Consider the following 23,646-nt stretch of genomic DNA (forward strand, 5'->3'; position numbering starts at 1 on the left):
GGAAATGGGGCTGATGGAGGATAAAACCTGCATTTTCGCATCTTTTCTTCTCAGATGGATAGATATCGGCGAAATTAGATGTATTATTGCAGGCTTTTCGGCGTACAAACGACGCGGGCGACCATCGGACGGACCCATCGGACCGCTATCGGGTGAGCCGTCGACAGACGTATCGTACCAATTAAGTTGCGGATATCGGCCATCCTAAAAAAGAGACCGTCAGGGCGATTTTCCCTGACGGTTTCTCTTAGCGTGCGCGGACGTCGTTCCCGAGCTAGGTCAGGTTAAACCATCCGAGCGTGCTGCACTTTTCCGATTCCTTGGTGACGACTTCATCCAGGTTGACGCCAAGCAGATTGCAATAAGCGGACAGATAGAACAGATTCTTGCCCATCTCCGAACGGATGATGTCGGCGCATTGCTCGCAGAGCTCGCCTGCCATGTGGGCCTTGGTCTGGCGTATGGCTTCGCCGAGCTCCAGGTCGGGGGAGAAACCCTGCTGCCTGGCATTCAGCTCGATGCACCCGCATTCGGTGATGGACTTGGACACAGCCCGGTTGACCGAAGCGTTCGATTGACTGTACTTGGTCATAACATCCAGCAAGCTGCGGTGACGAAGCAAAAGCTCAGACACCTGCTGCTGAAATTCCTGCAGTGTTGGCGCGCTCATCCCATCCACCTCGGTTGCCTGTATTGGCGTTGCATAGAACTCATTATAGAGCAAGGGCTTCCGTAATACAAAACGAAAAGCGACTGGACTGCTGCACATCGCTGTGAGAAAGCAGTCAGACAGCCCCAGCCTTTCTATGGCAACCTCTATCAAAAACGCTTGAGCCGGCACATTCGTTTTCCGCTCCCGAGACAGGATTAATTCGCCCGAATTTGGACCATACTGGTAGCAAATCAGGTTATTCTTGGGAGTGATACTTTATGTTGATGAAACGATTGATACAAGCCTTCGGGCTGCTGGCGGGTCTTGCGATCGGACAAGGATTTGCGTCTTCCGCCGGCGCTTCCGGCGGCAGCCGGACGTCCTGGATGAGCGGCGCGCTCGGCACGGCGGCTTACGGCGGAGGAATCGGCGCCTATGCGACCTGGATCGGCGCGGCGCTCGGGTTGCTTATCGCGACGGCTTGCGCGGGGCCGCTCTCGGAGCTGCTGCGCAAGGGCGTCGAACGGCTCGCGGTTATGCCCGCCACGCAGTTGATCGCAGGGCTGGCGGGCGGCGGTACGGGGCTCGTCCTTGCGATGCTGCTCATGCCTTATCTCGGAGCGGTGCCGCGTGTCGGCGCGCTGATCTCCGCGGCGACGGCGCTGGCATTCGCCTATGCGGGGACGCATATCGGCCTGCGCAAGCAGGAGGAGGTCGCGGGCTGGGGCGCGGACAGGCGCAAGCCGGAGCCGCCGGCAGAGGATGCGCCCAGATTCGAGGAACATAAGATTTTGGATACGAGCGTCATTATCGACGGCCGCATCGCCGACATCTGCAAGACGGGGTTCATCGAAGGCACGCTGGTCATTCCCGAGTTCGTGCTGGAGGAGCTTCAGCATATCGCGGATTCTTCCGACCTGCTCAAGCGCAACCGCGGCCGCCGGGGGCTCGACATTTTGAACAAGATTCAAAAGGAACTTGACGTAAAGGTGCTCATCTACGAGGATCCGGGCGACGAGACCGGCGAGGTCGACAGCCGTCTCGTGAAGCTTGCGAAGGCGATGCGCGGCAAGGTCGTCACCAACGACTTCAATCTCAACAAAGTATGCGAGCTGCAGGGCGTATCCGTGCTGAACATCAACGATCTGGCGAACGCCGTGAAGCCGGTCGTGCTGCCGGGCGAGGAGATCGTCGTGCAGGTCATCAAGGACGGCAAGGAGCACGGGCAAGGGGTCGCGTACCTCGACGACGGCACGATGATCGTGGTGGAAGGCGGGCGAGACTTTATCGGCACGACCATGGAAGTGCTCGTCACGAGCGTCCTGCAGACGTCGGCGGGCCGGATGATCTTCGCGAAGCCGAAGCTGCTGGAGCGGGCTTTGTAAAAGGACGACTCGTCTCCACCTCTTGGAAAATGAACGCCGACCGGGTATGATGGAAGGGTATACGGGCGGGACCCGCTGGGGTCCCGTCCTTCTTCACGATTGCGGACGGTGCAGCGGGCCTTGAGGCTGTCCGTCCGCGATCATGCCAAGGCGAAAGAGGGCATGGACATGGATTGGGGAGCGGTCATCGTCGCGGCGGGCAGCGGCAAGCGCATGGGCGCCGGCATGAACAAGGCGTATCTGCCGCTGGACGGACGTCCGGTGCTGGCGCATGCGCTGGGAGCGTTCGAAGCTTGCGGCGCGGTGAGCGAGATCGTGATCGTGGCGGCGGCGGGCGAAGAAGCGCAGGCCGAGGCGCTCGCGCGCGAGCACGGCATCCGCAAGCTCACGGCCGTCATCCCCGGCGGCGCCGAGCGGCAGGACAGCGTGTACGCCGGATTGGCGGCGCTGCGTGCCGAAGGCGCGCTCGTCCACGACGCGGCACGGCCGCTCGTGACGCCGGAGCGGATCGCAGCCTGCTGCGCGGCGGCGGAGGCGAGCGGCGCTGCCGCGCTGGCGGTGCCGGTCAAGGACACGATCAAGCTGTCGGACGGCAGCGGGATGATCGTGTCGACGCCGGAGCGGAGCCTGCTGTGGGCGGTCCAGACGCCGCAGGCGTTCCGCCGCGCGGAGCTGATGGACGCGCACGAGCGCGCGCGCCGCGAAGGCGCGCAGGCGACGGACGACGCGATGCTGCTGGAGCGGCTCGGCCGCAAGGTGGCCATCGTGGAGAGCGATTATTCCAACTTGAAAATTACGACGCCGGAGGACCTGCCCATCGCTGAATTGCTGCTGGAACGGCGCCGGCGCGACGGATCGGAGCGAATCGGATGATTAGAGTAGGACAAGGTTTTGACGTGCATCAATTGACCGAGGGGCGCGCGTGCATCATCGGCGGCGTGCATATTCCATACGAAAAGGGATTGCTCGGCCACTCCGACGCCGACGTGCTGCTGCACGCGATCAGCGATGCCGTGCTCGGCGCGCTGGCGCTCGGCGATATCGGCAAGCATTTTCCCGATACGGACGAGGCCTTTAAGGACGCGGACAGCGTCGTGCTGCTCGAGCGGGTATGGGCGCTCGCGACGGACCGCGGCTACCGGCTCGGCAACGTGGACGCGACGATCATCGCACAGGCGCCCAAGATGGCGCCGCATATCCCTGCGATGGTCGAAGTGATCGCCCGGGCGCTCGGGGGCGAGGCCGATCAAGTGAACGTGAAGGCGACGACCTCGGAGCGGCTCGGCTTCACGGGCCGCGGCGAGGGCATCGCCGCGCAGGCGGTCGTCTTGCTCGTGAAGGAAGCTTAAAGACTGGAACGGGAACGGGAGGGGCAATGAACATGAGCAACGGACAAACCGGCAAGGTCAGGGTTCGCTACGCGCCGAGCCCGACGGGGCATCTGCATATCGGCAACGCGCGCACCGCTATTTTTAACTACTTATTCGCTCGTCATCACGGCGGGGACTTCATCATTCGGATCGAGGACACCGACGTCAAGCGCAACGTCGCAGGCGGCGAAGAGAGCCAGCTGACCTATCTCAAATGGCTCGGCGTCGATTGGGACGAGAGCGTGGACCGGCACGGAGATTACGGTCCGTACCGGCAGACCGAGCGTCTGCATATATACGACGAGTTCACCAAGCAGCTGCTGGAGCGCGGACTCGCTTACCGTTGCTATGCGACCGAGGAAGAGCTCGAGGCGGAGCGCGAAGAACAGCTCGCGCGCGGCGAGACGCCGGCGTATTCGGGCAAGTATCGCGATATTACGAAGGAGCACGAGGAGCAGCTGATCGCGGAGGGGCGCATTCCGGCGATCCGGTTCCGCGTGCCGGAAGGGCGTACTTATACTTTTGACGACATGGTCAAAGGCGAGATTACGTTCCGTTCAGAGGACTTCGGAGACTTCGTCATCGTCAAGCGCGACGGCATCCCGACATACAACTATGCGGTGGCTGTGGACGATCATCACATGGCGATCAGCCACGTGCTGCGGGGCGAGGATCACATCACCAATACGCCGCGCCAGCTGATGATCTACGAGGCGCTTGGCTGGGAGCCGCCGGTGTTCGGCCACATGACCCTCATTGTCAACGAGAGCCGCAAGAAGCTGTCCAAGCGAGACGAGTCGATCGTTCAGTTCATCGAGCAGTACGACGGTCTCGGCTATTTGCCGGAGGCGCTGTTCAACTTCATCACGCTGCTCGGCTGGTCGCCGGAAGGCGAAGAGGAGATCTTCACCCGCGAACAGTTCATCGAGATCTTCAAGGCGGAACGGCTGTCCAAGAGTCCAGCCGTGTTCGATACGGTGAAGCTCAACTGGATCAACCAGCATTATCTGAAAAGCGTATCGCCGGAGCGCCTGCTCGAGCTGTGCCTGCCGCATCTGAAAAAGGCGGGTCGCATCGCCGAGCAGCCGGACGATAGCGAGATGGCCTGGGCCGCGGCGCTCGTGACGCTGCTGCGCGAGCATCTGCGTTACGGCGCGGAGATCGTGCCGCTGTCCGAGCTGTTCGTCCGCGAGCGGATCGAGGTCGACGAGGAGGCGCGCGAAGTGCTGGCGGATCCGCAGGTGCCGACGGTGCTGAACGCGTTCGCTAGTCAGATCGAGGCCGCCGGCGAAGACGGCTTCACGGTTGATGGCATGAAGGCGCTCATCAAGGCCGTGCAGACGGAGACCGGCGCCAAAGGCAAGGGCCTGTTCATGCCGATTCGGGTGGCGCTGACCGGCCAGATGCACGGGCCGGACCTGAACGGCACGATCTGGCTGCTCGGCCGCGACCGCGTGCTCTCGCGGCTGCGGGAGACGGCGGCTTCGCTCGGCTGATCGCAGGACGCTAGGGGCGGCTGCCGGCGGGCCGGGGCTAGCATTCGAGAACGGAACGGCGTTCTTGCTGGATATAGCGAGTGGAGAAGGGGTAGCGTAACTTTTTGCCGCTATTGCCTCGGATGCGACGGAATAGCGATGTAAGACATCGTTATTTGACCGCGGACGTGAAAATGTGACCGAATAGCGATGTGCGACATCGTTATTTGGCCGTGGATGTGAGAATGCGGCGGAATAGCGATGTGCGCCATCGTTATTTGGCTGAGGATGTGAAAAGCGACGGAATAGCGATGTGCGACGTCGTTATTTGGCCGAAGCTGCGGGAATATGATGGAATAGCGATGTGCGCCGAGGCAGCGTGCAATGACGCTTGTACGTTCATGTATGTTGCTGCCTGACTCGGTGCACTTGCGTTGTAGAACACTAGCGAACGACAATTCCGGCCCATGCTCCGCTCTTGCCCGCTCGCGCCCCTTGCCACCTGCCGGACCTTGCACTATACTTGCTGTAATAGCGACGAACAGGAGAGTACGCCACGACGAGGAGCGGCCAGAGAGGACTGCCTAGGGTGAGAGCAGTCTCGTATCCGACGTGGGGGAAATGCGCCTGGGAGCCGCAGCGCCGAGCGGAGCGCCGGACGTCGCCGATTCGATCCCATCGAATCGGTCGACCGGCTAACTTGTGTTAGGCGTTGCCGGGGGCCCCGTTAACGGCCGAATGAGACGGGCGATCCGCCGCGCCTTGCTGGAAGAGCAAGAGCGCCGATCGCGCCAAGCAGAGTGGGACCGCGTCCGAAGACGCCTCTGCAGCGAGAGCTGCCGGGGCGTCTTTTTTGCGCATGACGCACCCGCTGCGCAGCTCCCGCGATTGTTTCGCATCCTGCTGTAGTTATGGCTGCACACATCAAGGGGGGAAGAACATGGGCTTCTGGGAGACGGTGCGTTCCGACGTAGAAGCGGTGTTCGAAAACGATCCGGCAGCCCGGAGCCGGTTCGAGGTCATTTTCACGTATTCGGGGCTGCACGCCATCTGGGCGCACAAAATCGCGCACGGCTTTTTCAAAAGAAGATGGTTTACCGCAGCGCGCGTCATCTCGCAGGTGAGCCGGTTCATGACCGGCATCGAGATCCACCCCGGCGCGAGGATCGGGCGCAAGCTGTTCATCGACCACGGGATGGGTGTCGTCATCGGGGAGACCTGCGAGATCGGGGACGAGGTCGTCATCTACCAGGGCGTGACGCTCGGCGGGACCGGCAAAGAAAAAGGAAAACGTCACCCGACGATCGGCAACCGCGTCGTTATCGCTTCGGGTGCCAAAGTATTGGGTTCGTTCAAAGTGGGCGACAATTCCAATATAGGCGCGAATTCCGTCGTGCTCCGGGAGGTGCCGCCGGACAGCACGGTCGTCGGCATACCGGGGCGCGTCGTGAAGCGGGGCGGACAACGGATCGGAGACCGTCTCGACCATACGAACCTGCCGGACCCGGTCATCGAGACGTTTCGATTCATGCAAAAGGAAATCGACGATCTCAAAGGCGAGCTGGAGCATCTGAAGCGGGAACGCAGCGGATATTTCGATCCGCCGCCGCTCAAGCTCAAGGCAAGATGCGACTCGGCAACCGACAGCGCCGACGGCCACCCGGCCGAAGGCAATGCCAAGTCGGGAGACGGCCGCGAGCGCCAAGAGGAGCCCGTGTATTCTTCCACCCGTTCAAGAACATCAAAGGAGCCATAATCGACCATGACCCTTCGCATTTACAATACGCTGACCCGCGAGGCCGAACCATTTGTGCCTCAACAGCCCGGCCAAGTCACGATGTACGTATGCGGACCGACCGTATACGGGTATATTCATATCGGGAACGCGCGTCCCGTTATCTTTTTCGACGTCGTGCGCCGGTACATGGAGCATATCGGCTACAAGGTCAATTACTTGACTAACTTCACCGACGTCGACGACAAGATGATCCGGCGCGCGGAAGAGATGGGCATCACGGTACCTGAACTCGGCGAGCTGTTTATCAAGGCTTTTATCGAGGATACGTCCGCCCTCGGCGTCATTCCGGCTACGCAAAATCCGCGGGTGACGGACACGATCCCGGAGATTATTTCGTTTATACGGACGCTTGAGGAAAAGGGCTTCGCCTACGAGAGCGGCGGAGACGTCTATTACCGGACCGCGCGATTCCCCGACTACGGCAAGCTGTCGCACAAAAACCTTGCGGATCTGCAGTACGGCATCCGGATCGAGGTCGACGAACGCAAGGAATCGCCGCAGGACTTTGTCCTCTGGAAGGCGGCCAAGCCGGGCGAGATCAGCTGGAGCAGCCCATGGGGCGATGGACGTCCGGGCTGGCACATCGAGTGCTCGGCAATGGTGCTCAAGTATGCGGGCGAGACGCTCGACATCCACGGCGGCGGCAACGATCTGCAGTTCCCGCACCACGAGTGCGAGATCGCGCAGTCCGAGGCGCTGACCGGCAAGCCGCTGGCGCGCTACTGGATGCATAACGGCTTTGTCAACATCGACAACGAAAAAATGTCAAAATCCATCGGCAACGTGGTCAACCCGCGCGAGCTGCTGCAGAAGACGAGCGCGCAGGCGATTCGCTATATTATGCTGACCGGCCATTACCGGAGCCCGATCAATTTCAGCGACGAATCGGTCGCGCAGGGAGAAAACAGCATTCAGCGCCTCGCCAATGCGCGCGACAACCTGAAGCATCGCCTGTCCTCCGTCTCCGAGCTGGTGCCGGCCGATCCTTCGGTGGCCCCGAGGCTTGCGCAGTTCCGGGCGGCGTTCGACGCCAAGATGGACGACGACTTCAATACGGCCGACGCGATCACGGTGTGGTTCCAGACGGTGTCCGACGCCAATACGTATCTCAAGCGCGATGCGGCCTGCGCCGCGGACATTCACGCTTATCTGGAGCTGATCGCGGAGTTTGATAAGGTGCTTGGGCTGCTGCCGCCGGAGGCGGGCGCCGAGCTGCTGGACGCGGAGGTCGACAGCCTGATCGCCGAGCGCGCCGACGCGCGCAAGCGCCGCGACTTCGCGCGGGCGGACGAGATTCGCGACCTGCTGGCAAACAAGGGGATCATTCTCGAAGATACGGCACAGGGGATGCGGTGGCGCCGGAAATGACGGAGCTTCGCACGCATGTGCCGTCGCTCCCGGTCATCGCGCCGGAGCTGCCGCCGGATCAGCCGGTCAATCTGCTCAATCCGATCGTGCTCGCCTACGTCGGGGACGCGGTGTTCGAGGTGTATATCCGCCAGCGGCTGATCGCTTTTTCGTCACGCAAGCCGCATGAGCTGCATAAGGCGGCCACCCGGTACGTATCCGCCGCTGCGCAGGCGCGGCTGCTGGTGCGGTGGGGGCCGCTGCTGACGGAGGAAGAAGCCGATATCGCAAGGCGCGGCCGCAACGCGAAGTCGGGTTCGCTCCCGCGCAATGCGGATCCGGGCGATTACCGCCACGCGACCGGTTTGGAGGCGTTAGTGGGTTATTTGTATTACCGAGGGGAACGGGAAAGGCTCGAGAAGTTGATCGGGCTGGCCTTCGAGCCCGAAGAAACGAAGCCGGAGGGGTCGGCGCGACCCGGGCGAAAGGAAGAGACGACATGAGCAGCAATCGCAGCAATCGCCCGGGGGGACCGGGGAAAACGGATCGTCCCGCGCGTGGCGCGGGCGGCCCGTCCGCCTATGGAGGGGCGGGCGCAGGGGGCCGGGACGGACGCCGTCAGGCGGAGGTCCGATCGAGCGGCCGGGACGAAGGGCGGCCGGCTGATGGGCGGGCAGCGGACAGGCCGTCTGCCGGCGGCGCACGCAAGTCCGCGGGCGGCGGCTACAAGCCCGGCTTCGCGGCGGACCGCAGGGGCGGAGCCACGCAACAGGCGCAGGGCCGCCGGCATGAAGCCGACGCTGCCGAGCGCGAGGCTCGCGCGCGCGTCGCGGCACTTGAGGACGAAACGGCTGAAGCCATGTCGACGGACGATGCGGAAGGCGAAGGCGAGCAGTACCTGGCCGGCAAGCATCCGGTGCTCGAAGCGCTTAAAGCCGGCCGTGCGCTGAACAAGATCTGGCTCTCGAATCAGGCTCAGAAGAGTCTCGTTCAGCCGATTCTGGAGGAGGCCAAGGGTCGCGGCGTTGTGGTTCAGTACGCAGACAAGCGCAAGCTTGACAGCCTGGCGCCAGGCATCCAGCACCAGGGAGTCGTGGCACAGGCGGCGGCGGTCTCTTACGCCGAGCCGGAAGAGCTGCTCGCGCGGGCGGCCGAGCGCGGCGAGGCGCCGCTCATCGTGCTCCTCGACGAGGTCGAGGATCCCCATAACCTTGGCTCCATCCTCCGGTCGGTCGACTGCACGGGCGCCCACGGCGTCATCGTGCCCAAGCGCCGCAGCGCGAGCCTCACGGCCGTCGTCGCCAAGACGAGCGCCGGCGCGGTCGAGTACGTGCCCGTCGCGCGGGTATCCAACCTGGCGCAGACGATCGATCGGCTGAAGGAAGCCGGCGTCTGGATCGCAGGCGCAGCCGGCGAGGCGAAGGCGGACGTCTACGCAACGGACCTGACGGGGCCGATCGCCATCGTCATCGGCAGCGAAGGCAAGGGCTTGTCCCGCTTGATCCGCGAGAAGTGCGATTTTCTGATCTCCCTGCCGATGTTCGGCAAGCTCAACTCGCTCAACGCTTCGGTAGCAGCGGGCATCATCCTCTACGAAGCCGTGCGTCAGCGGCTCGCGAAGCGCGGCGGCGATCCGGGCAAGGGCGGCCATGCTTCGCCGTGAGGACGTCCTCATCGTCGACGGCTACAACATGATCGGCGCGTGGCCGGAGCTGGACCGTCTGAAGGCGACCCGGCTGGAGGACGCGCGCGACCGGCTGCTCGACATGCTGGCGGATTACCAGGGTTACCTGGGACTGAAGGTCGTAGTCGTGTTCGACGCGTTTCGCGTGCCCGGCGCGGGCGCCAAACTCAAGCAGCATCGGCTCGGCGTCGTATACACCCGCGAGAAAGAAACGGCGGACGAATGCATCGAGCGGCTCGTCGGCGAAGTGACTTCGGTTCGGCGGGACGTATATGTCGCCACCTCCGACCAGACCGAGCAGCACGTTGCGTTCGGACGCGGCGCGCTGCGGCTGTCCGCGCGAGAGCTGCTGCTCGCGGTGGAGGAGAGCCGGCGCGAGATCGGCAAGACGATTCGCAAGGCGCCGCCGCCCAAGCGCAATCCGCTGGGCGGCGTGCTGAGCGACGATGTGGCGCGGGTCTTGGAGCAGTGGCGCCGTGGCGAGCGTGCGTCCGACGATTCGGGCGGCAAGTCCTAGGACGGGAGCCGGGCGGGACCAGTCTCCCGCCGCTGCCCGAACGATCGTTGCGCCCGAAGTAGGCTGCAAGTCTCTTCGCCAAAACGCAAACACATGTCCGCATTGCCCGGAAGCCTTGAATTATAAGGGTTTTCTTCATTGACGCTATGGGCTGCATCAAGTATATTGGTAATAGTTTGGTAGATCCAGAACGTATCCTTAAAGTCTTGAAGCCGGAGGGATGACCGTGAGCGTCGACGTTAACGACCTTGTCACATATGAATACGACTTCAAGACCGACGAGGATATCGTCGAGTCGGTACGCGCGGGCGATGCCGAGGCACTGGAGTATCTGATCAATAAATACCGCAATTTTGTCCGGGCGAAGGCCCGTTCTTATTTTTTGATCGGCGCGGAGCGCGAGGATATCGTGCAAGAGGGCATGATCGGCCTTTACAAGTCGATCCGCGACTTCAAGGGGGACAAGCTGGCCTCCTTCAAGGCGTTCGCGGAGCTGTGCATCACGCGCCAGATCATCACCGCGATCAAGACGGCGACCCGGCAGAAGCATATTCCGCTCAATTCTTATGTTTCCCTGGACAAGCCGATCTATGACGAGGACTCGGACCGTACGCTGCTGGATGTCATCTGCGGCTCCCGCGTCTGCGATCCCGAGGAGATGATCATCAACCAGGAGGAATTCTACGGTCTCGAGGACAAGATGTCCGAGATTCTGAGCGACCTGGAACGCAAGGTGCTGATGCTCTATCTGGACGGGCGCTCCTACCAGGAGATCGCCGTCGACCTCGATCGCCACGTCAAGTCCATCGACAATGCCCTTCAGCGCGTGAAGCGCAAGCTGGAGCGATACCTGGAGGTCAGAGACATCGGTCTATAGGCCGGCCGAAGCCGTCAGCTACATAGTGGAAGCGTACAGAGGCAGCGCCGGACGGCAGGCTGCTTTTTTCGTTTTTGCAGCAGTTGCGCCGTTCAGGGTTTAAAGACCGCTCCAGATGGGCTAGAATAATAGAGAGCTCTGTGGCCGCAGAGTCTTAATAACGTCCCGCACCTGCCGCCCGTACACGATTGTCAAGCTTTCTCGTTGACATTGCGTATGGGCTATGATAAATTACTTTAGTAACCTTAAGGTGGAGTTTTATGCGCAGCCCTGAATATGGTGTGATACGCCAGGTGTCGTTGTCGTACGTAACGGCTTAGGCGTATTAACCCGGATTCAATGTCTTTTTTTTTGTGATCTGGCACAGCCCGGGAGGTGGAACAGATGCGGGTAATCATCACTCTCGCTTGCACGACCTGCAAGCAGCGGAATTATGCGACGACCAAGAACAAGCGCACGCACTCCGATCGCATCGAACTGAAGAAGTTCTGCAAGTTCTGCAATGAGCACACGGCTCATCGCGAGACGCGCTAAGCTCTAGGAGGTTTTGGGACGTGACTTTCCTGGCCAAAATGAAACAGAGCTTTGGGTCCTTTACTTCGTTCTTTGCCGATAGTTGGAGTGAACTGAAGAAGGTCCGCTGGCCCAAGCGTAAAGAGTTGATCAGCTACACGCTCGTCGTTATTGTGACGGTGCTGATCGTTACGATTTACTTCTGGGTACTGGACGTCATCATTTCGCGCTTGATCGACCTCGTCATTTAACGCGGAACCCAAAGGTGGCTTTTCCGATGGAAAAAAGATGGTATGTAGTACACACGTACTCCGGTTACGAGAACAAGGTTAAGACGAACCTGGAGAAGCGCGTGGAATCGATGGGCATGCAGGACAAGATTTTTCGTGTGCTCGTGCCCATGGAGGAAGAGCTCGTCAACAAGGACGGCAAGAAAAAGACCGTGATGCGCAAGGTGTATCCGGGCTACGTCCTCGTCGAGATGGTTCAGACGGACGATTCCTGGTACGTGGTCCGCAACACGCCCGGCGTCACCGGGTTTGTCGGATCGACCGGATCGGGATCGAAGCCTACGGCCCTGCTGCCCGAAGAAGTGGATCAGATTCTGAAACACATGGGCATGGAGGAACCGAAGCCGGTCATCGACTTCGAATTGAAGGAGAACGTCCGCGTCAAGGTCGGCCCTTTCGCGAACTTCGTCGGGTCGGTCGAAGAGATCCTTCACGACAAGAGCAAGCTGAAGGTGCACGTCAACATGTTCGGCAGAGAAACCCCGCTTGAGCTGGATTACACTCAGGTGGAGAAGATATAATAGTCTGGCGGATGGAGGCGTTCGCGCCGCCGCTCGCAGGTTTCTGGATTTGAGCGGGAGGGACCAAGCATCCCGTTATACCGCATTTTGAGCTGGAGGTGCAACAACATGGCAAAAAAGGTCATTAAAATGGTCAAGCTGCAGGTGCCGGCCGGCAAGGCTAACCCTGCGCCGCCTATCGGTCCCGCACTGGGTCAAGCAGGCGTTAATATCATGGCCTTCTGTAAGGAATTCAACGCGCGTACGGCTGACCAAGCCGGCCTGATCATTCCGGTCGTCATCACCGTATTCGAAGACCGTTCCTTCACGTTCGAGACGAAGACGCCGCCTGCGGCAGTATTGCTTCGCGTCGCTGCTGGCATCCCGAAGGGATCCGGCGAGCCGAACAAGAAGAAGGTCGCTACCGTTAAGCGTGCGAAAGTTCGCGAGATCGCCGAGCAGAAGATGCAGGATCTCAACGCGGCTTCCGTCGAAGCGGCTATGCGTATGGTCGAAGGCACGGCGCGCAGCATGGGCGTCGTCATCGAAGACTAATCGCAGCGGACCTGATATAGGGATCGCGATCGCGCTTCGGACCGTCCTTGGGACGAAGAGCGAAGTGGGAGGAGACTTCCGTTACTACCACACAAGGAGGAGAACTACATGGCTAAGCACGGCAAGAAGTACCAAGAAGCCGCCAAGCTGATCGACCGCGACGCAACTTATGAAGCTGCCGAAGCGATCGAGCTTGTGAAGCAAGCGGCCAAGGCTAAGTTCGACGAGTCCGTCGAAGTAGCTGTCCGTCTCGGCGTCGATCCGAGAAAGCAAGACCAGAACGTGCGCGGCGTCGTCGTCCTGCCTCACGGCACGGGTAAGACCCAGCGCGTGCTTGTATTCGCCAAGGGCGACAAGCTCAAAGAAGCCGAAGCCGCTGGCGCTGACTATGTCGGCGACACGGACCTCATCAACAAGATCCAGCAGGGCTGGTTCGAATTCGACGTCTGCGTAGCGACGCCGGACATGATGAGCGAAGTCGGCAAGCTCGGCCGTATCCTCGGCGGTAAGGGCCTCATGCCTAACCCGAAAGCCGGCACGGTTACGAACGACGTGACCAAGGCCGTCCAAGAGATCAAGGCCGGTAAGATCGAGTACCGTCTGGACAAGGCAGGTCAGATTCACGCTCCGATCGGCAAGGTATCCTTCGATTCGGCGAAGCTCGCCGACAACCTGAAGGCCCTGGTCGACGCGCTGAACCGCGCCAAGCCATCCGCTGCGAAGGGCGTATACCTGAAGAACATCTCGATTTCCTCGACGATGGGCCCAGGCGCGCGTCTGAACGTTTCGGCATACCGTCTCTAATCGCCAGCTTCTGGCGGTTGACAGACCGAGTATGGACGTGTTACTTTAATCAAGTTGAATATTGATACCGTAGACCGTAGGTGCCGAGAGGCTTAATTTCCTACCGAGGTGTGTGCATACATTCGTTACCCGTCCTTGCCTTGCAGGGATGCGTAAGATTAATGTAACGTCATGCCTCCGCGATGTCTGCGGGGGCATTTTTAATGCCTTCGTGAAGGCTATAGCCTTATAGACGATCGATACGGTGAAGTCCTACGACCAGGAGGTGTACCAAATGGCAAATGCAAAGATTATCGAAGCCAAGCAGCAGGAAGTCGAAGCGATCGCCGCCAAGCTGAAGTCCAGCGCGAGCACGGTCGTTGCCGATTACCGCGGCCTGAACGTCGCTCAAGTCACGGAACTTCGCAAGCGTCTGCGCGAAGCCGGCATCGAATTCCAAGTGTTGAAGAACTCGCTCGTTAGCCGCGCTGCGGCTAGCGTCGAGCTGAGCGACCTGGATTCCGTCCTGACGGGTCCTACCGCTGTAGCGTTCAGCGCTACGGACGTCGTTGCCGCAGCGAAGATCCTCAACGACTTCGCCAAGAAGAACGATGCGCTTAAGCTGAAAGGCGGCGTCATCGAAGGTCGCTTTATCGATGCCGTTCAAGTCAAGGCGCTGGCTGACCTGCCTTCCCGCGAAGGTTTGCTCTCCATGCTCCTCAGCGTCCTGCAAGCGCCGATCCGCAACTTCGCGCTCGCCGTCAAGGCTGTCGCAGAGAAGAACGAAGCAAGCGCATAAGTCGAACGCCTCGGCTTCCGGGGCGCGCGAATTGACTTTCCACCAACAAATTATCTAATTTAACGGAGGTACTACCATGAGCAAAGAGTCCATCTTGGAAGCCATCAAAGGCATGAGCGTCCTGGAACTGAACGACCTGGTCAAAGCAATCGAAGAAGAATTCGGCGTAACTGCTGCAGCACCTGTTGCTGCTGGCGCAGTTGCAGTAGCAGAAGTTGAAGAGCAAACTGAATTCGACGTTATCCTGCTCGAAGCTGGCGCTTCCAAGATCAACGTTATCAAGGTTGTTCGCGAAATCACGGGTCTCGGCCTGAAGGAAGCGAAGGACGTTGTCGACAACGCTCCTAAAGCTGTTAAAGAAAAAGTGGCTAAGGACGAAGCTGACGCTGTTAAGGCTAAGCTCGAAGAAGCCGGCGCTAAGGTCGAAGTTAAGTAATTCAGCTTAACAATCGAATCGCGAACCCCTTGAAGCTTGCCTTCGAGGGGTTTGTGCATGTTTGTGCAGAGGGGACGAGGAGATGGCTGACCATTATTATACGCAGCAGCCCAGCGCGCGCAGCGACCGCAAAAAAATCGAGGCCGTGCTGCGGGGGCAAAAGCTTCAGTTCGTCTCCGACTCCGGCGTGTTCTCGCGGGACGGGGTGGACTACGGCAGCCGGGTTCTCATCGAGCATATCGAGCTGGAGCAGCAAGACCGGGTGCTTGATGTCGGCTGCGGCTACGGCCCGATCGGCCTGACGGCGGCCCGCCTGGTGCCGCGAGGACATGTGACGATGCTGGACGTGAACGAACGGGCCGTCGCGCTGAGCCGGGAAAATGCCACGCTCAACGGCATCGGCAACGTGGATATTCAGGTCAGCGATCTATATGAAGCGATAGGCGGCAAGACGTTCGACGTCATCTTGTCCAATCCGCCGATTCGGGCGGGCAAGGCGGTCGTGCACCGTATCCTCGAAGAAGCCGCGGCGCACTTGAAGCCCGGCGGATCGCTGTGGATCGTCATTCAGAACAAGCAAGGCGCGCCGAGCGCAAGAGCCAAGCTGGAAGCATGCTTCGGCGAAGATCAGGTGAGCGAAGCAGGCAAGGACAAAGGATATCGCGTGTACAGGGCGGTTAAGGCTTAAACAGAAAAGCGGCCTTTGTGCAGCGATGCAAATGCGTTGTTTTAGCAAATGTTAAAGCGTGCGCCGGACTTTCCTTTCGCCGTCTCATATTCTCGTTTGACCTGTTTAGGCGCTTGTGTTACTATTAGAAGATGTCAGATTTAAGATGGGCTAGTTGTCTGTATGCAAAGAAGTTATGCAATTAGCGCCATTCAGAGGAATAAAAATACGCCGTTTGGCGTATATTGGGTGAATGGGCTGGATACGAGTGCCATTGTGCCTCCGTTTGGGGCATAGGGGCTTTTATTTGTTTGCCGCTGTGATTTTGTATGCACAATTGCGCTTATTGCGTCCTCCCGATGTTATTTTACCCACTTTCCGCTTTTTATCATAACCGCAGGGTTCTCCGCGGACGGCTGCCTCTGCTAGTGCTGGAGAGAGGATCTCGCTCCGCTACCATATGCTTCACAGTAGACTGAAGGGGTGAGGATAAGTTGGCAGGACATCTTGTTCAGTATGGTCGCCGCACCAGGCGCAGTTATGCCCGCATTCATGAGGTGCTGGACATCCCGAACCTGATCGAGATCCAGCAGCAATCGTACCAGAAGTTCCTGGACGACGGGCTGCGCGAGATCTTCCAGGACATTTCTCCGATCTCGGACTTCACGGGCAACCTCGTGCTCGAGTTCGTCGATTACAGCCTTGGAGAGCCGAAGTATTCGGTTGACGAGTCCAAGGAGCGCGACGTGACTTACGCGGCTCCGCTGCGCGTCAAGGTTCGCCTTCTCAACAAAGAGACGGGCGAAGTCAAGGAACAAGAAGTGTTCATGGGCGACTTCCCGCTCATGACGGAGACCGGTACCTTCATTATCAACGGCGCAGAGCGCGTCATCGTCAGCCAATTGGTACGTTCGCCTAGCGTCTACTACAGCACCAAGATCGACAAGAACGGCAAGAAGACGTATACCGCAACGGTTATTCCGAACCGCGGCGCTTGGCTCGAGCTCGAGACGGACGCCAAGGATATCATCTACGTACGTATCGACCGCACGCGCAAGATTCCGGTAACCGTACTGCTTCGCGCACTCGGATTCGGCATGGACGCCGAGATTCTGGACTTGCTCGGTCAGGACGAGTTCATCCGCAATACGCTCGAGAAGGACAACACCGACTCCACCGAGAAGGCGTTGATCGAGATTTACGAGCGTCTGCGTCCGGGCGAGCCCCCTACGCTGGAAAATGCGCGCAGCCTGCTGATCGCCCGCTTCTTCGATCCGAAGCGCTACGATCTGGCGAACGTCGGCCGCTACAAGATTAACAAGAAGCTTCATATTAAAAACCGTCTGTTCAACCAGCGTCTCGCGGAGACGCTCGTCGATCCGTCGACCGGCGAGATCATCGCCGAATCCGGACAGGTCATTGACCGCCGTCTGCTCGATCAGATCCTCCCGATGCTGGAGAAGAACGTCGGCTTCAAGAACTACCGCGTCACCGGCGTCAACGAGGCGGAAGACATTCCGCTGCAAAGCATTCTCGTACACTCGCCGGTCGAGGAAGGCAAAGTCGTCAAGATCATTTCCAACGGCATCATCGACAAGTCGGTGAAGCACATTACGCCGGCGGACATCATTTCGTCCATTAACTATTTCATCGATTTGCTGCACGGCATCGGCAGCACCGACGATATCGACCACTTGGGCAACCGTCGTCTGCGTTCGGTAGGCGAGCTGCTGCAGAACCAGTTCCGCATCGGCCTGTCCCGGATGGAGCGCGTCGTGCGCGAACGGATGTCGATCCAGGATCAGAACGCGATCACGCCGCAGGCGCTGATCAACATTCGTCCGGTTATCGCAGCAATCAAGGAATTCTTCGGTTCGTCCCAGCTGTCGCAGTTCATGGACCAGACGAACCCGCTTGCCGAGCTGACGCACAAGCGCCGTCTGTCCGCGCTCGGTCCGGGCGGTTTGACGCGGGAACGCGCGGGCTTCGAAGTGCGCGACGTTCACCCGTCCCACTACGGCCGCATGTGTCCGATCGAGACGCCTGAAGGTCCGAACATCGGCCTGATCAACTCGCTGTCCACGTTTGCTCGGATCAACGAGTATGGCTTCATTGAAGCGCCTTACCGCAAGGTCGATCACAGCAACGGCGTCGTCACCGAAGAGATCGTTTATATGACCGCCGACGAAGAAGACAACTACATCATCGCCCAAGCGAACGCCCAGCTCACCGAAGAGGGCAAGTTCGCAGACGATATGGTCATCGTTCGTTACAACAAGCAAGCGGACAACATTCTGACGATGCCGAGCGACCGCGTCGACTATATGGACGTATCGCCGAAGCAAGTCGTGTCCGTCGCGACCGCGATGATCCCGTTCCTCGAGAACGACGACTCCAACCGCGCGCTGATGGGTTCGAACATGCAGCGTCAAGCCGTACCGCTGCTCGTGCCGGATTCGCCGTACGTCGGCACAGGCATGGAGCACAAGGCTGCCAAGGACTCGGGCGTCTGCATCGTCTCCAAGCACGACGGCGTCATCGAGCGCGTTACGGCCAACGAGATCTGGCTGCGCCGCATCGAGCTGCTTGACGGCAAGGAAGTCAAAGGCGACGTCATCAAGTTTAAGCTGCAGAAGTTCATGCGGTCGAACCAAGGCACTTGCATCAACCAGCGCCCGATCTGCCGCAAGGGCGACATCGTCAAGAAGGGCGACATCCTCGCCGACGGTCCGTCCACGGATACCGGCGAATTGGCGCTCGGACGCAACGTCGTCGTCGCGTTCATGACGTGGGAAGGCTACAACTACGAGGATGCGATCCTGCTCTCCGAGAAGCTCGTGAGAGAAGACGTCTACACTTCGATTCATATTGAAGAATACGAGTCCGAAGCGCGCGATACCAAGCTCGGACCGGAAGAAATCACGCGCGACATTCCGAACGTCGGCGAAGATGCGCTCCGCAATCTCGACGAGCGCGGCATCATCCGCGTCGGCGCCGAGATCAGTGCGGGCGACATCCTCGTAGGCAAGGTTACGCCGAAGGGCGTCACCGAGCTGACTGCGGAAGAGCGTCTCTTGCACGCGATTTTCGGCGAGAAGGCGCGCGAAGTGCGCGACACCTCGCTCCGCGTACCGCACGGTACCGACGGCATCGTCGTCGACGTCAAAGTGTTCACGCGGGAAAATGGCGACGAGCTGCCGCCGGGCGTCAACCAGCTGGTGCGCGCTTATATCGCGCAAAAGCGGAAGATCTCCGAAGGCGACAAAATGGCCGGACGCCACGGCAACAAGGGCGTTATCGCTCGCATCCTGCCTGAGGAAGACATGCCGTTCCTGCCGGACGGCACGCCGGTCCAGGTCGTCCTGAACCCGCTGGGCGTACCGTCGCGGATGAACATCGGTCAGGTGCTCGAGGTTCACCTCGGCATGGCTTGCCGCTACCTCGGCATTCGTGCCGCGACGCCGGTATTCGACGGCGCGCGCGAGCACGACGTGTTCGACACGATGGAAGAAGCCGGCATGCAGCGCAACGGCAAGACGAAGCTGTACGACGGCCGCACGGGCGAGCCGTTCGAGCGCGAAGTCACCGTCGGCGTTCTGTATATGATCAAGCTCGCGCACATGGTCGACGACAAGATCCATGCGCGCTCTACGGGCCCGTACTCGCTCGTTACGCAGCAGCCTTTGGGCGGTAAAGCCCAATTCGGCGGCCAGCGCTTCGGGGAGATGGAAGTGTGGGCGCTCGAGGCCTACGGCGCTGCCTATACGCTTCAAGAAATTCTGACCGTGAAGTCCGACGACGTCGTCGGCCGCGTGAAGACGTACGAATCGATCGTCAAGGGCGAGAACGTCCCTGAACCTGGCGTGCCGGAATCGTTCAAGGTCTTGATCAAGGAGCTTCAGAGCCTTGGCATGGACGTGAAGATCTTGTCCGGCGACGAGCAGGAGATCGAGATGAGAGAGAGCGACGACGAGGACGATACGACCGGCGACAAGCTGAACTTGAACCTGGAAGGCTCAGAGGTCAGCGCCGAGTAATACCGATAGGATCCGGACGGGGCCCGTGCGTGAACCGCATGGATCCCGTCCGGGCCATCGCCGACGTAAGCAGCATGAGATCGTCACGACCGTTCGTCAATCGCAACGTAATCCGAGCCACGATGAAGGAGGGCTTGCTCCTTGTTAGACGTTAACAATTTTGAGTTTATGAAGATCGGGCTAGCTTCCCCGGACAAGATCCGTTCATGGTCCCGAGGCGAAGTCAAAAAGCCGGAGACGATTAACTATCGTACCCTTAAGCCGGAGAAAGAAGGTCTTTTCTGCGAAAAGATCTTCGGGCCGACCAAGGACTGGGAATGCCACTGCGGCAAGTACAAGCGCGTCCGCTACAAGGGCGTCGTGTGCGATCGCTGCGGCGTCGAAGTCACCCGTGCGAAGGTTCGCCGCGAGCGCATGGGCCATATCGAGCTGGCCGCTCCCGTTTCGCATATCTGGTATTTCAAAGGCATCCCGAGCCGCATGGGCCTCGCTCTCGACATGTCGCCGCGTTCGCTCGAAGAGATCATCTACTTCGCTTCGTACGTCGTGACGGATCCGGGCGATACGCCGCTTGAAAAGAAGCAGCTCCTCTCGGAGAAGGAATACCGCAGCTACCGCGAGAAGTACGGTTATGCGTTCAGCGCCGGCATGGGCGCCGAAGCGGTGAAGAAGCTGCTGCAGGATATCGATCTCGACCGCGAGCTCGACATGCTGAAGGAAGAGCTGCGCACGGCTCAAGGCCAACGCCGCAACCGCGCGATCAAGCGTCTTGAAGTCGTCGAGTCGTTCCGCAACTCCGGCAACCTGCCGGACTGGATGATTCTCGACGTGCTGCCGGTCATCCCGCCGGAGCTCCGTCCGATGGTACAGCTGGACGGCGGCCGCTTCGCGACCTCCGACCTTAACGACCTGTACCGCCGTGTCATCAACCGGAACAACCGTCTGAAGCGCCTGCTCGACCTGGGCGCGCCGGACATCATCGTACAGAACGAAAAGCGGATGCTCCAGGAAGCTGTAGACGCCCTGATCGACAACGGCCGCCGCGGCCGCCCGGTGACGGGTCCCGGCAACCGTCCGCTTAAGTCCCTCAGCCATATGCTGAAGGGCAAGCAAGGCCGCTTCCGTCAGAATCTGCTCGGCAAGCGCGTCGACTATTCCGGACGCTCCGTTATCGTCGTCGGGCCGAGCCTGAAGATGTACCAATGCGGTCTGCCGAAGGAGATGGCGCTCGAGCTGTTCAAGCCGTTCGTCATGAAGGAGCTCGTGCTCAAGGGCCAGGCACACAACATCAAGAGCGCGAAGCGCAAAGTCGAACGCGTCAGCCCGGAAGTATGGGACGTTCTTGAAGAAGTCATCAAGGAGCACCCGGTTCTGTTGAACCGCGCCCCTACGCTTCACCGTCTGGGTATCCAGGCATTCGAACCGATCCTGGTCGAAGGCCGCGCGATCAAGCTTCACCCGCTTGTCTGTACGGCGTACAACGCCGACTTCGACGGCGACCAGATGGCCGTTCACGTGCCACTGTCGGCTGAAGCGCAGGCTGAAGCCCGCCTGCTCATGCTGGCGTCCGGCAATATCCTGAACCCGAAGGACGGCAAGCCTGTCGTCACGCCTTCGCAGGATATGGTCCTCGGCTGCTACTATCTGACGATGGACAACAAGGACGCGCACGGCGCCGGCATGCGCCTCGCCGAAGTGAACGAAGCCGTGTCCGCGTACCAACGCGGCGCAGCCGACCTTCATGCGCGCGTCGTCATTCCGGTCAAGGCATTGAACAAGAAGACGTTTAACGAGAAGCAGCAGGAAGCTTTGCTCGTGACGACGATCGGCAAGATCATTTTCAACGAGATTTTCCCTGACACGTTCCCGTACATCAACGAGGCGACCAAGGACAATCTGTTGAAGGGTACGCCTGAGAAATACTTCATCTACGACAAGGGCGCGAACCTCGACCAGATCATGCAGGATATCCCGACGCCTGGCGCAGTAGGCAAGGAATATCTGGGTCATATTATCGGCGAGTGCTTCCGCATCTACCATACGATGAAGACGTCGATCATTCTCGACGACATCAAGCAGCTCGGCTTCACCTACTCGACCCGCGCGGGCATCACGGTTGCCGTGTCGGACGTCACGGTGCCGGTGGAAAAGGTCGAGATTCTGAAGAAATCCGACGAAGCCGTCAGGACGATATCGAACCAGTATCGCCGCGGTCTGATCACGGACGCCGAGCGCTACGACCGCGTCATCGACATCTGGTCGAAGACGAAGGACGAAATCACGGAAGTGCTCATGAAATCGATGGACCGCTACAACTCCATCATGCTCATGGTCGACTCCAAGGCGCGGGGCAACAAGTCGCAGATCACCCAGCTGGGCGGCATGCGGGGACTGATGGCGACGCCGTCGGGCCGAATCTTCGAACTCCCGATCAAGTCGAACTTCCGCGAAGGCCTGACGGTCCTCGAGTACTTCATCTCGACGCACGGTGCGCGTAAAGGTCTGGCCGATACGGCGCTTCGTACCGCCGACTCGGGCTACCTGACCCGCCGCCTCGTCGACGTCGCGCAGGACGTTATCGTCCGCGAAGAAGATTGCGGCACGGACAAAGGCATCATTGTCAGCCGCATTGAGGACGGCAAGGAAGTCATCGAGGAGCTGTTCGACCGGATCGAAGGACGTTATGCGTTCGAGACGATCCGTCATCCAGAGACAGGCGAGATCATCGTCGGCCGCAACGATCTGATCGACACGCCGAAGGCGGAAGAGCTGATCCGCGCAGGCGTACAGAAGCTGCAGATTCGTTCCGTGCTGAGCTGCCGCGCCCGTCACGGCGTGTGCAAGATGTGCTACGGCCGCAACCTGGCAACGGGCAAGAAGGTCGAGATCGGCGAAGCGGTCGGCATCATCGCCGCCCAATCGATCGGCGAGCCGGGCACCCAGCTGACGATGCGTACGTTCCACACCGGCGGCGTTGCCGGAGACGATATCACCCAAGGTCTTCCGCGTATCCAGGAGCTTTTTGAAGCCCGGAACCCGAAGGGCCAGGCGGTCATCTCCGAGATCGACGGCGTCGTCAAGGAAATTCGCGAGACCAAGGATCGCCGCGAGATCGAAGTGCAAGGGGATGCCGAGACCAAGGTATATCCTGTCACTTACGGCTCCCGTATCCGCGTCTACGAAGGTCTGCACATCGAAGCCGGCGACGAACTCACCGACGGTTCGATCGATCCGAAGGAAATGCTCCGAATCAAGGGCGTACGCGGCGTGCAGAACTACATTCTGCAAGAAGTACAGCGCGTATACCGGAACCAGGGCGTAGAAATCAACGACAAGCACGTCGAAGTTATGATCAAGCAAATGCTTCGCAAGATCCGGATCGTCGATCCGGGCGACACGACGCTGCTGCCTGGTTCCTTCGTCGACGTGCACGAATACGAAGCAGCGAACCGCGAAGCGATCTTTGCAGGCAACGAGCCTGCCGTTGCGCGTCCGGTCCTGCTCGGCATCACGAAGGCGTCGCTCGAGACCGATTCGTTCCTCTCGGCCGCGTCCTTCCAAGAGACGACTCGCGTCCTCACCGACGCAGCCATCAAGGGCAAGGTTGACCGCCTGCTCGGCCTGAAGGAGAATGTCATCATCGGCAAGCTCATTCCGGCGGGCACGGGGATGTCGCGTTACCGCAACATCCGCGTCGTCGATCCGACCGAAGAAGGCTACGAGGACGAAGCCGAGCTGGAGCCGGTATCGGCGGACTAATGCGCCGCCGATCGTTCGAACGTTTCAATTAAGCCATGCATCGCAGACTGCCGGGCACGCTGCCCGGCAGTTTTTTTGTTGAGCAAGGTTTACGAAACCCTAAAAAAATGGGTAAAATCTAGGAAGCCCTGTGCGATAGGAGAGGAAGGCCGTTGCGCCATCGTCTTGCAGACGGGGACCTAAGGGAAGGGGGCGATCTGCG

21 protein-coding genes and 1 other annotated feature are annotated in these 23,646 nt (G+C 59.9%); of the genes, 20 read left to right on the forward strand and 1 reads right to left on the reverse strand.

The window, feature by feature from the left end:
* Positions 1-274: 274 nt before the first annotated feature.
* Positions 275-670, reverse strand: coding sequence for a nucleoside triphosphate pyrophosphohydrolase family protein (locus tag ACFSR7_RS21070; RefSeq protein WP_378165033.1), 396 nt, complete (start codon positions 668-670; stop codon positions 275-277).
* 260 nt (positions 671-930) lie between these two features.
* Here ACFSR7_RS21070 and ACFSR7_RS21075 point away from each other — a divergent pair, with 260 nt between their 5' ends.
* The 20 genes from ACFSR7_RS21075 (at position 931) to rpoC (ending at position 23,444) form a co-directional block, all read left to right on the forward strand.
* The gene (locus ACFSR7_RS21075; protein ID WP_378165035.1) at positions 931-2,037 is read left to right on the forward strand and encodes a PIN/TRAM domain-containing protein; all 1,107 of its coding nucleotides are present in this window, start codon (positions 931-933) and stop codon (positions 2,035-2,037) included.
* A 168-nt stretch (positions 2,038-2,205) separates the two neighbouring features.
* Positions 2,206-2,910 carry a 2-C-methyl-D-erythritol 4-phosphate cytidylyltransferase gene (gene ispD / locus ACFSR7_RS21080; protein WP_378165109.1) on the forward strand — a complete coding sequence of 235 codons (705 nt, stop codon included), beginning with the start codon at positions 2,206-2,208 and terminating at the stop codon, positions 2,908-2,910.
* Positions 2,907-3,386, forward strand: coding sequence for a 2-C-methyl-D-erythritol 2,4-cyclodiphosphate synthase (ispF, locus tag ACFSR7_RS21085; RefSeq protein ID WP_378165037.1), 480 nt, complete (start codon positions 2,907-2,909; stop codon positions 3,384-3,386). The genes ispD and ispF overlap by 4 nt, the downstream gene beginning before the upstream one ends.
* A gap of 32 nt (positions 3,387-3,418) precedes the next feature.
* Positions 3,419-4,903, forward strand: coding sequence for a glutamate--tRNA ligase (gene gltX / locus ACFSR7_RS21090; protein ID WP_378165039.1), 1,485 nt, complete (start codon positions 3,419-3,421; stop codon positions 4,901-4,903).
* A gap of 919 nt (positions 4,904-5,822) precedes the next feature.
* Positions 5,823-6,638 (forward strand): serine O-acetyltransferase, encoded by an 816-nt coding sequence (cysE, locus tag ACFSR7_RS21095; protein WP_378165041.1) that lies wholly within the window; start codon positions 5,823-5,825, stop codon positions 6,636-6,638.
* Between the two features lie 6 nt (positions 6,639-6,644).
* On the forward strand, positions 6,645-8,048 hold the full coding sequence (gene cysS / locus ACFSR7_RS21100) for a cysteine--tRNA ligase (protein ID WP_378165043.1): 1,404 nt from the start codon (positions 6,645-6,647) through the stop codon (positions 8,046-8,048).
* Positions 8,045-8,530, forward strand: coding sequence for a Mini-ribonuclease 3 (locus ACFSR7_RS21105; protein ID WP_378165045.1), 486 nt, complete (start codon positions 8,045-8,047; stop codon positions 8,528-8,530). The genes cysS and ACFSR7_RS21105 overlap by 4 nt, the downstream gene beginning before the upstream one ends.
* A gap of 356 nt (positions 8,531-8,886) precedes the next feature.
* Entirely contained in the window at positions 8,887-9,690 is an 804-nt protein-coding gene (gene rlmB / locus ACFSR7_RS21110; protein WP_378165111.1) for a 23S rRNA (guanosine(2251)-2'-O)-methyltransferase RlmB, read from the forward strand.
* Entirely contained in the window at positions 9,677-10,228 is a 552-nt protein-coding gene (locus ACFSR7_RS21115) for an NYN domain-containing protein (protein WP_090117939.1), read from the forward strand. The genes rlmB and ACFSR7_RS21115 overlap by 14 nt, the downstream gene beginning before the upstream one ends.
* A 220-nt stretch (positions 10,229-10,448) precedes the next feature.
* Positions 10,449-11,105, forward strand: coding sequence for an RNA polymerase sporulation sigma factor SigH (sigH, locus tag ACFSR7_RS21120; RefSeq protein WP_378123682.1), 657 nt, complete (start codon positions 10,449-10,451; stop codon positions 11,103-11,105).
* A gap of 384 nt (positions 11,106-11,489) precedes the next feature.
* A complete protein-coding gene (gene rpmG, locus ACFSR7_RS21125) occupies positions 11,490-11,639 on the forward strand; it encodes a 50S ribosomal protein L33 (protein ID WP_271754013.1) in 150 nt (49 codons plus the stop codon).
* Between the two features lie 20 nt (positions 11,640-11,659).
* Positions 11,660-11,869, forward strand: a complete 210-nt coding sequence (gene secE / locus ACFSR7_RS21130; RefSeq protein ID WP_277568446.1) for a preprotein translocase subunit SecE — start codon at positions 11,660-11,662, stop codon at positions 11,867-11,869.
* Positions 11,870-11,895: 26 nt separating this feature from the next.
* A complete protein-coding gene (gene nusG / locus ACFSR7_RS21135) occupies positions 11,896-12,429 on the forward strand; it encodes a transcription termination/antitermination protein NusG (RefSeq protein WP_090117935.1) in 534 nt (177 codons plus the stop codon).
* Positions 12,430-12,537: 108 nt separating this feature from the next.
* The gene (rplK, locus tag ACFSR7_RS21140) at positions 12,538-12,963 is read left to right on the forward strand and encodes a 50S ribosomal protein L11 (RefSeq protein ID WP_090117934.1); all 426 of its coding nucleotides are present in this window, start codon (positions 12,538-12,540) and stop codon (positions 12,961-12,963) included.
* A 108-nt stretch (positions 12,964-13,071) separates the two neighbouring features.
* On the forward strand, positions 13,072-13,767 hold the full coding sequence (gene rplA, locus ACFSR7_RS21145; protein ID WP_277533364.1) for a 50S ribosomal protein L1: 696 nt from the start codon (positions 13,072-13,074) through the stop codon (positions 13,765-13,767).
* Between the two features lie 49 nt (positions 13,768-13,816).
* Positions 13,817-13,978: a sequence feature (ribosomal protein L10 leader region), on the forward strand.
* 63 nt (positions 13,979-14,041) lie between these two features.
* Entirely contained in the window at positions 14,042-14,545 is a 504-nt protein-coding gene (gene rplJ / locus ACFSR7_RS21150; protein WP_378165048.1) for a 50S ribosomal protein L10, read from the forward strand.
* A gap of 76 nt (positions 14,546-14,621) precedes the next feature.
* On the forward strand, positions 14,622-14,981 hold the full coding sequence (gene rplL, locus ACFSR7_RS21155; protein ID WP_090117931.1) for a 50S ribosomal protein L7/L12: 360 nt from the start codon (positions 14,622-14,624) through the stop codon (positions 14,979-14,981).
* 82 nt (positions 14,982-15,063) lie between these two features.
* Positions 15,064-15,669: a class I SAM-dependent methyltransferase gene (locus ACFSR7_RS21160; protein ID WP_378165049.1), complete on the forward strand. Its 606-nt coding sequence runs from the start codon at positions 15,064-15,066 to the stop codon at positions 15,667-15,669.
* Between the two features lie 473 nt (positions 15,670-16,142).
* Positions 16,143-19,685 (forward strand): DNA-directed RNA polymerase subunit beta, encoded by a 3,543-nt coding sequence (gene rpoB, locus ACFSR7_RS21165; RefSeq protein WP_378165051.1) that lies wholly within the window; start codon positions 16,143-16,145, stop codon positions 19,683-19,685.
* A 141-nt stretch (positions 19,686-19,826) separates the two neighbouring features.
* Positions 19,827-23,444, forward strand: coding sequence for a DNA-directed RNA polymerase subunit beta' (rpoC, locus tag ACFSR7_RS21170; RefSeq protein ID WP_378165053.1), 3,618 nt, complete (start codon positions 19,827-19,829; stop codon positions 23,442-23,444).
* Positions 23,445-23,646 lie beyond the last annotated feature (202 nt).

The sequence above is a fragment of the Cohnella sp. GCM10020058 genome (assembly GCF_042683485.1).
Lineage (GTDB): Bacteria > Bacillota > Bacilli > Paenibacillales > Paenibacillaceae > Cohnella.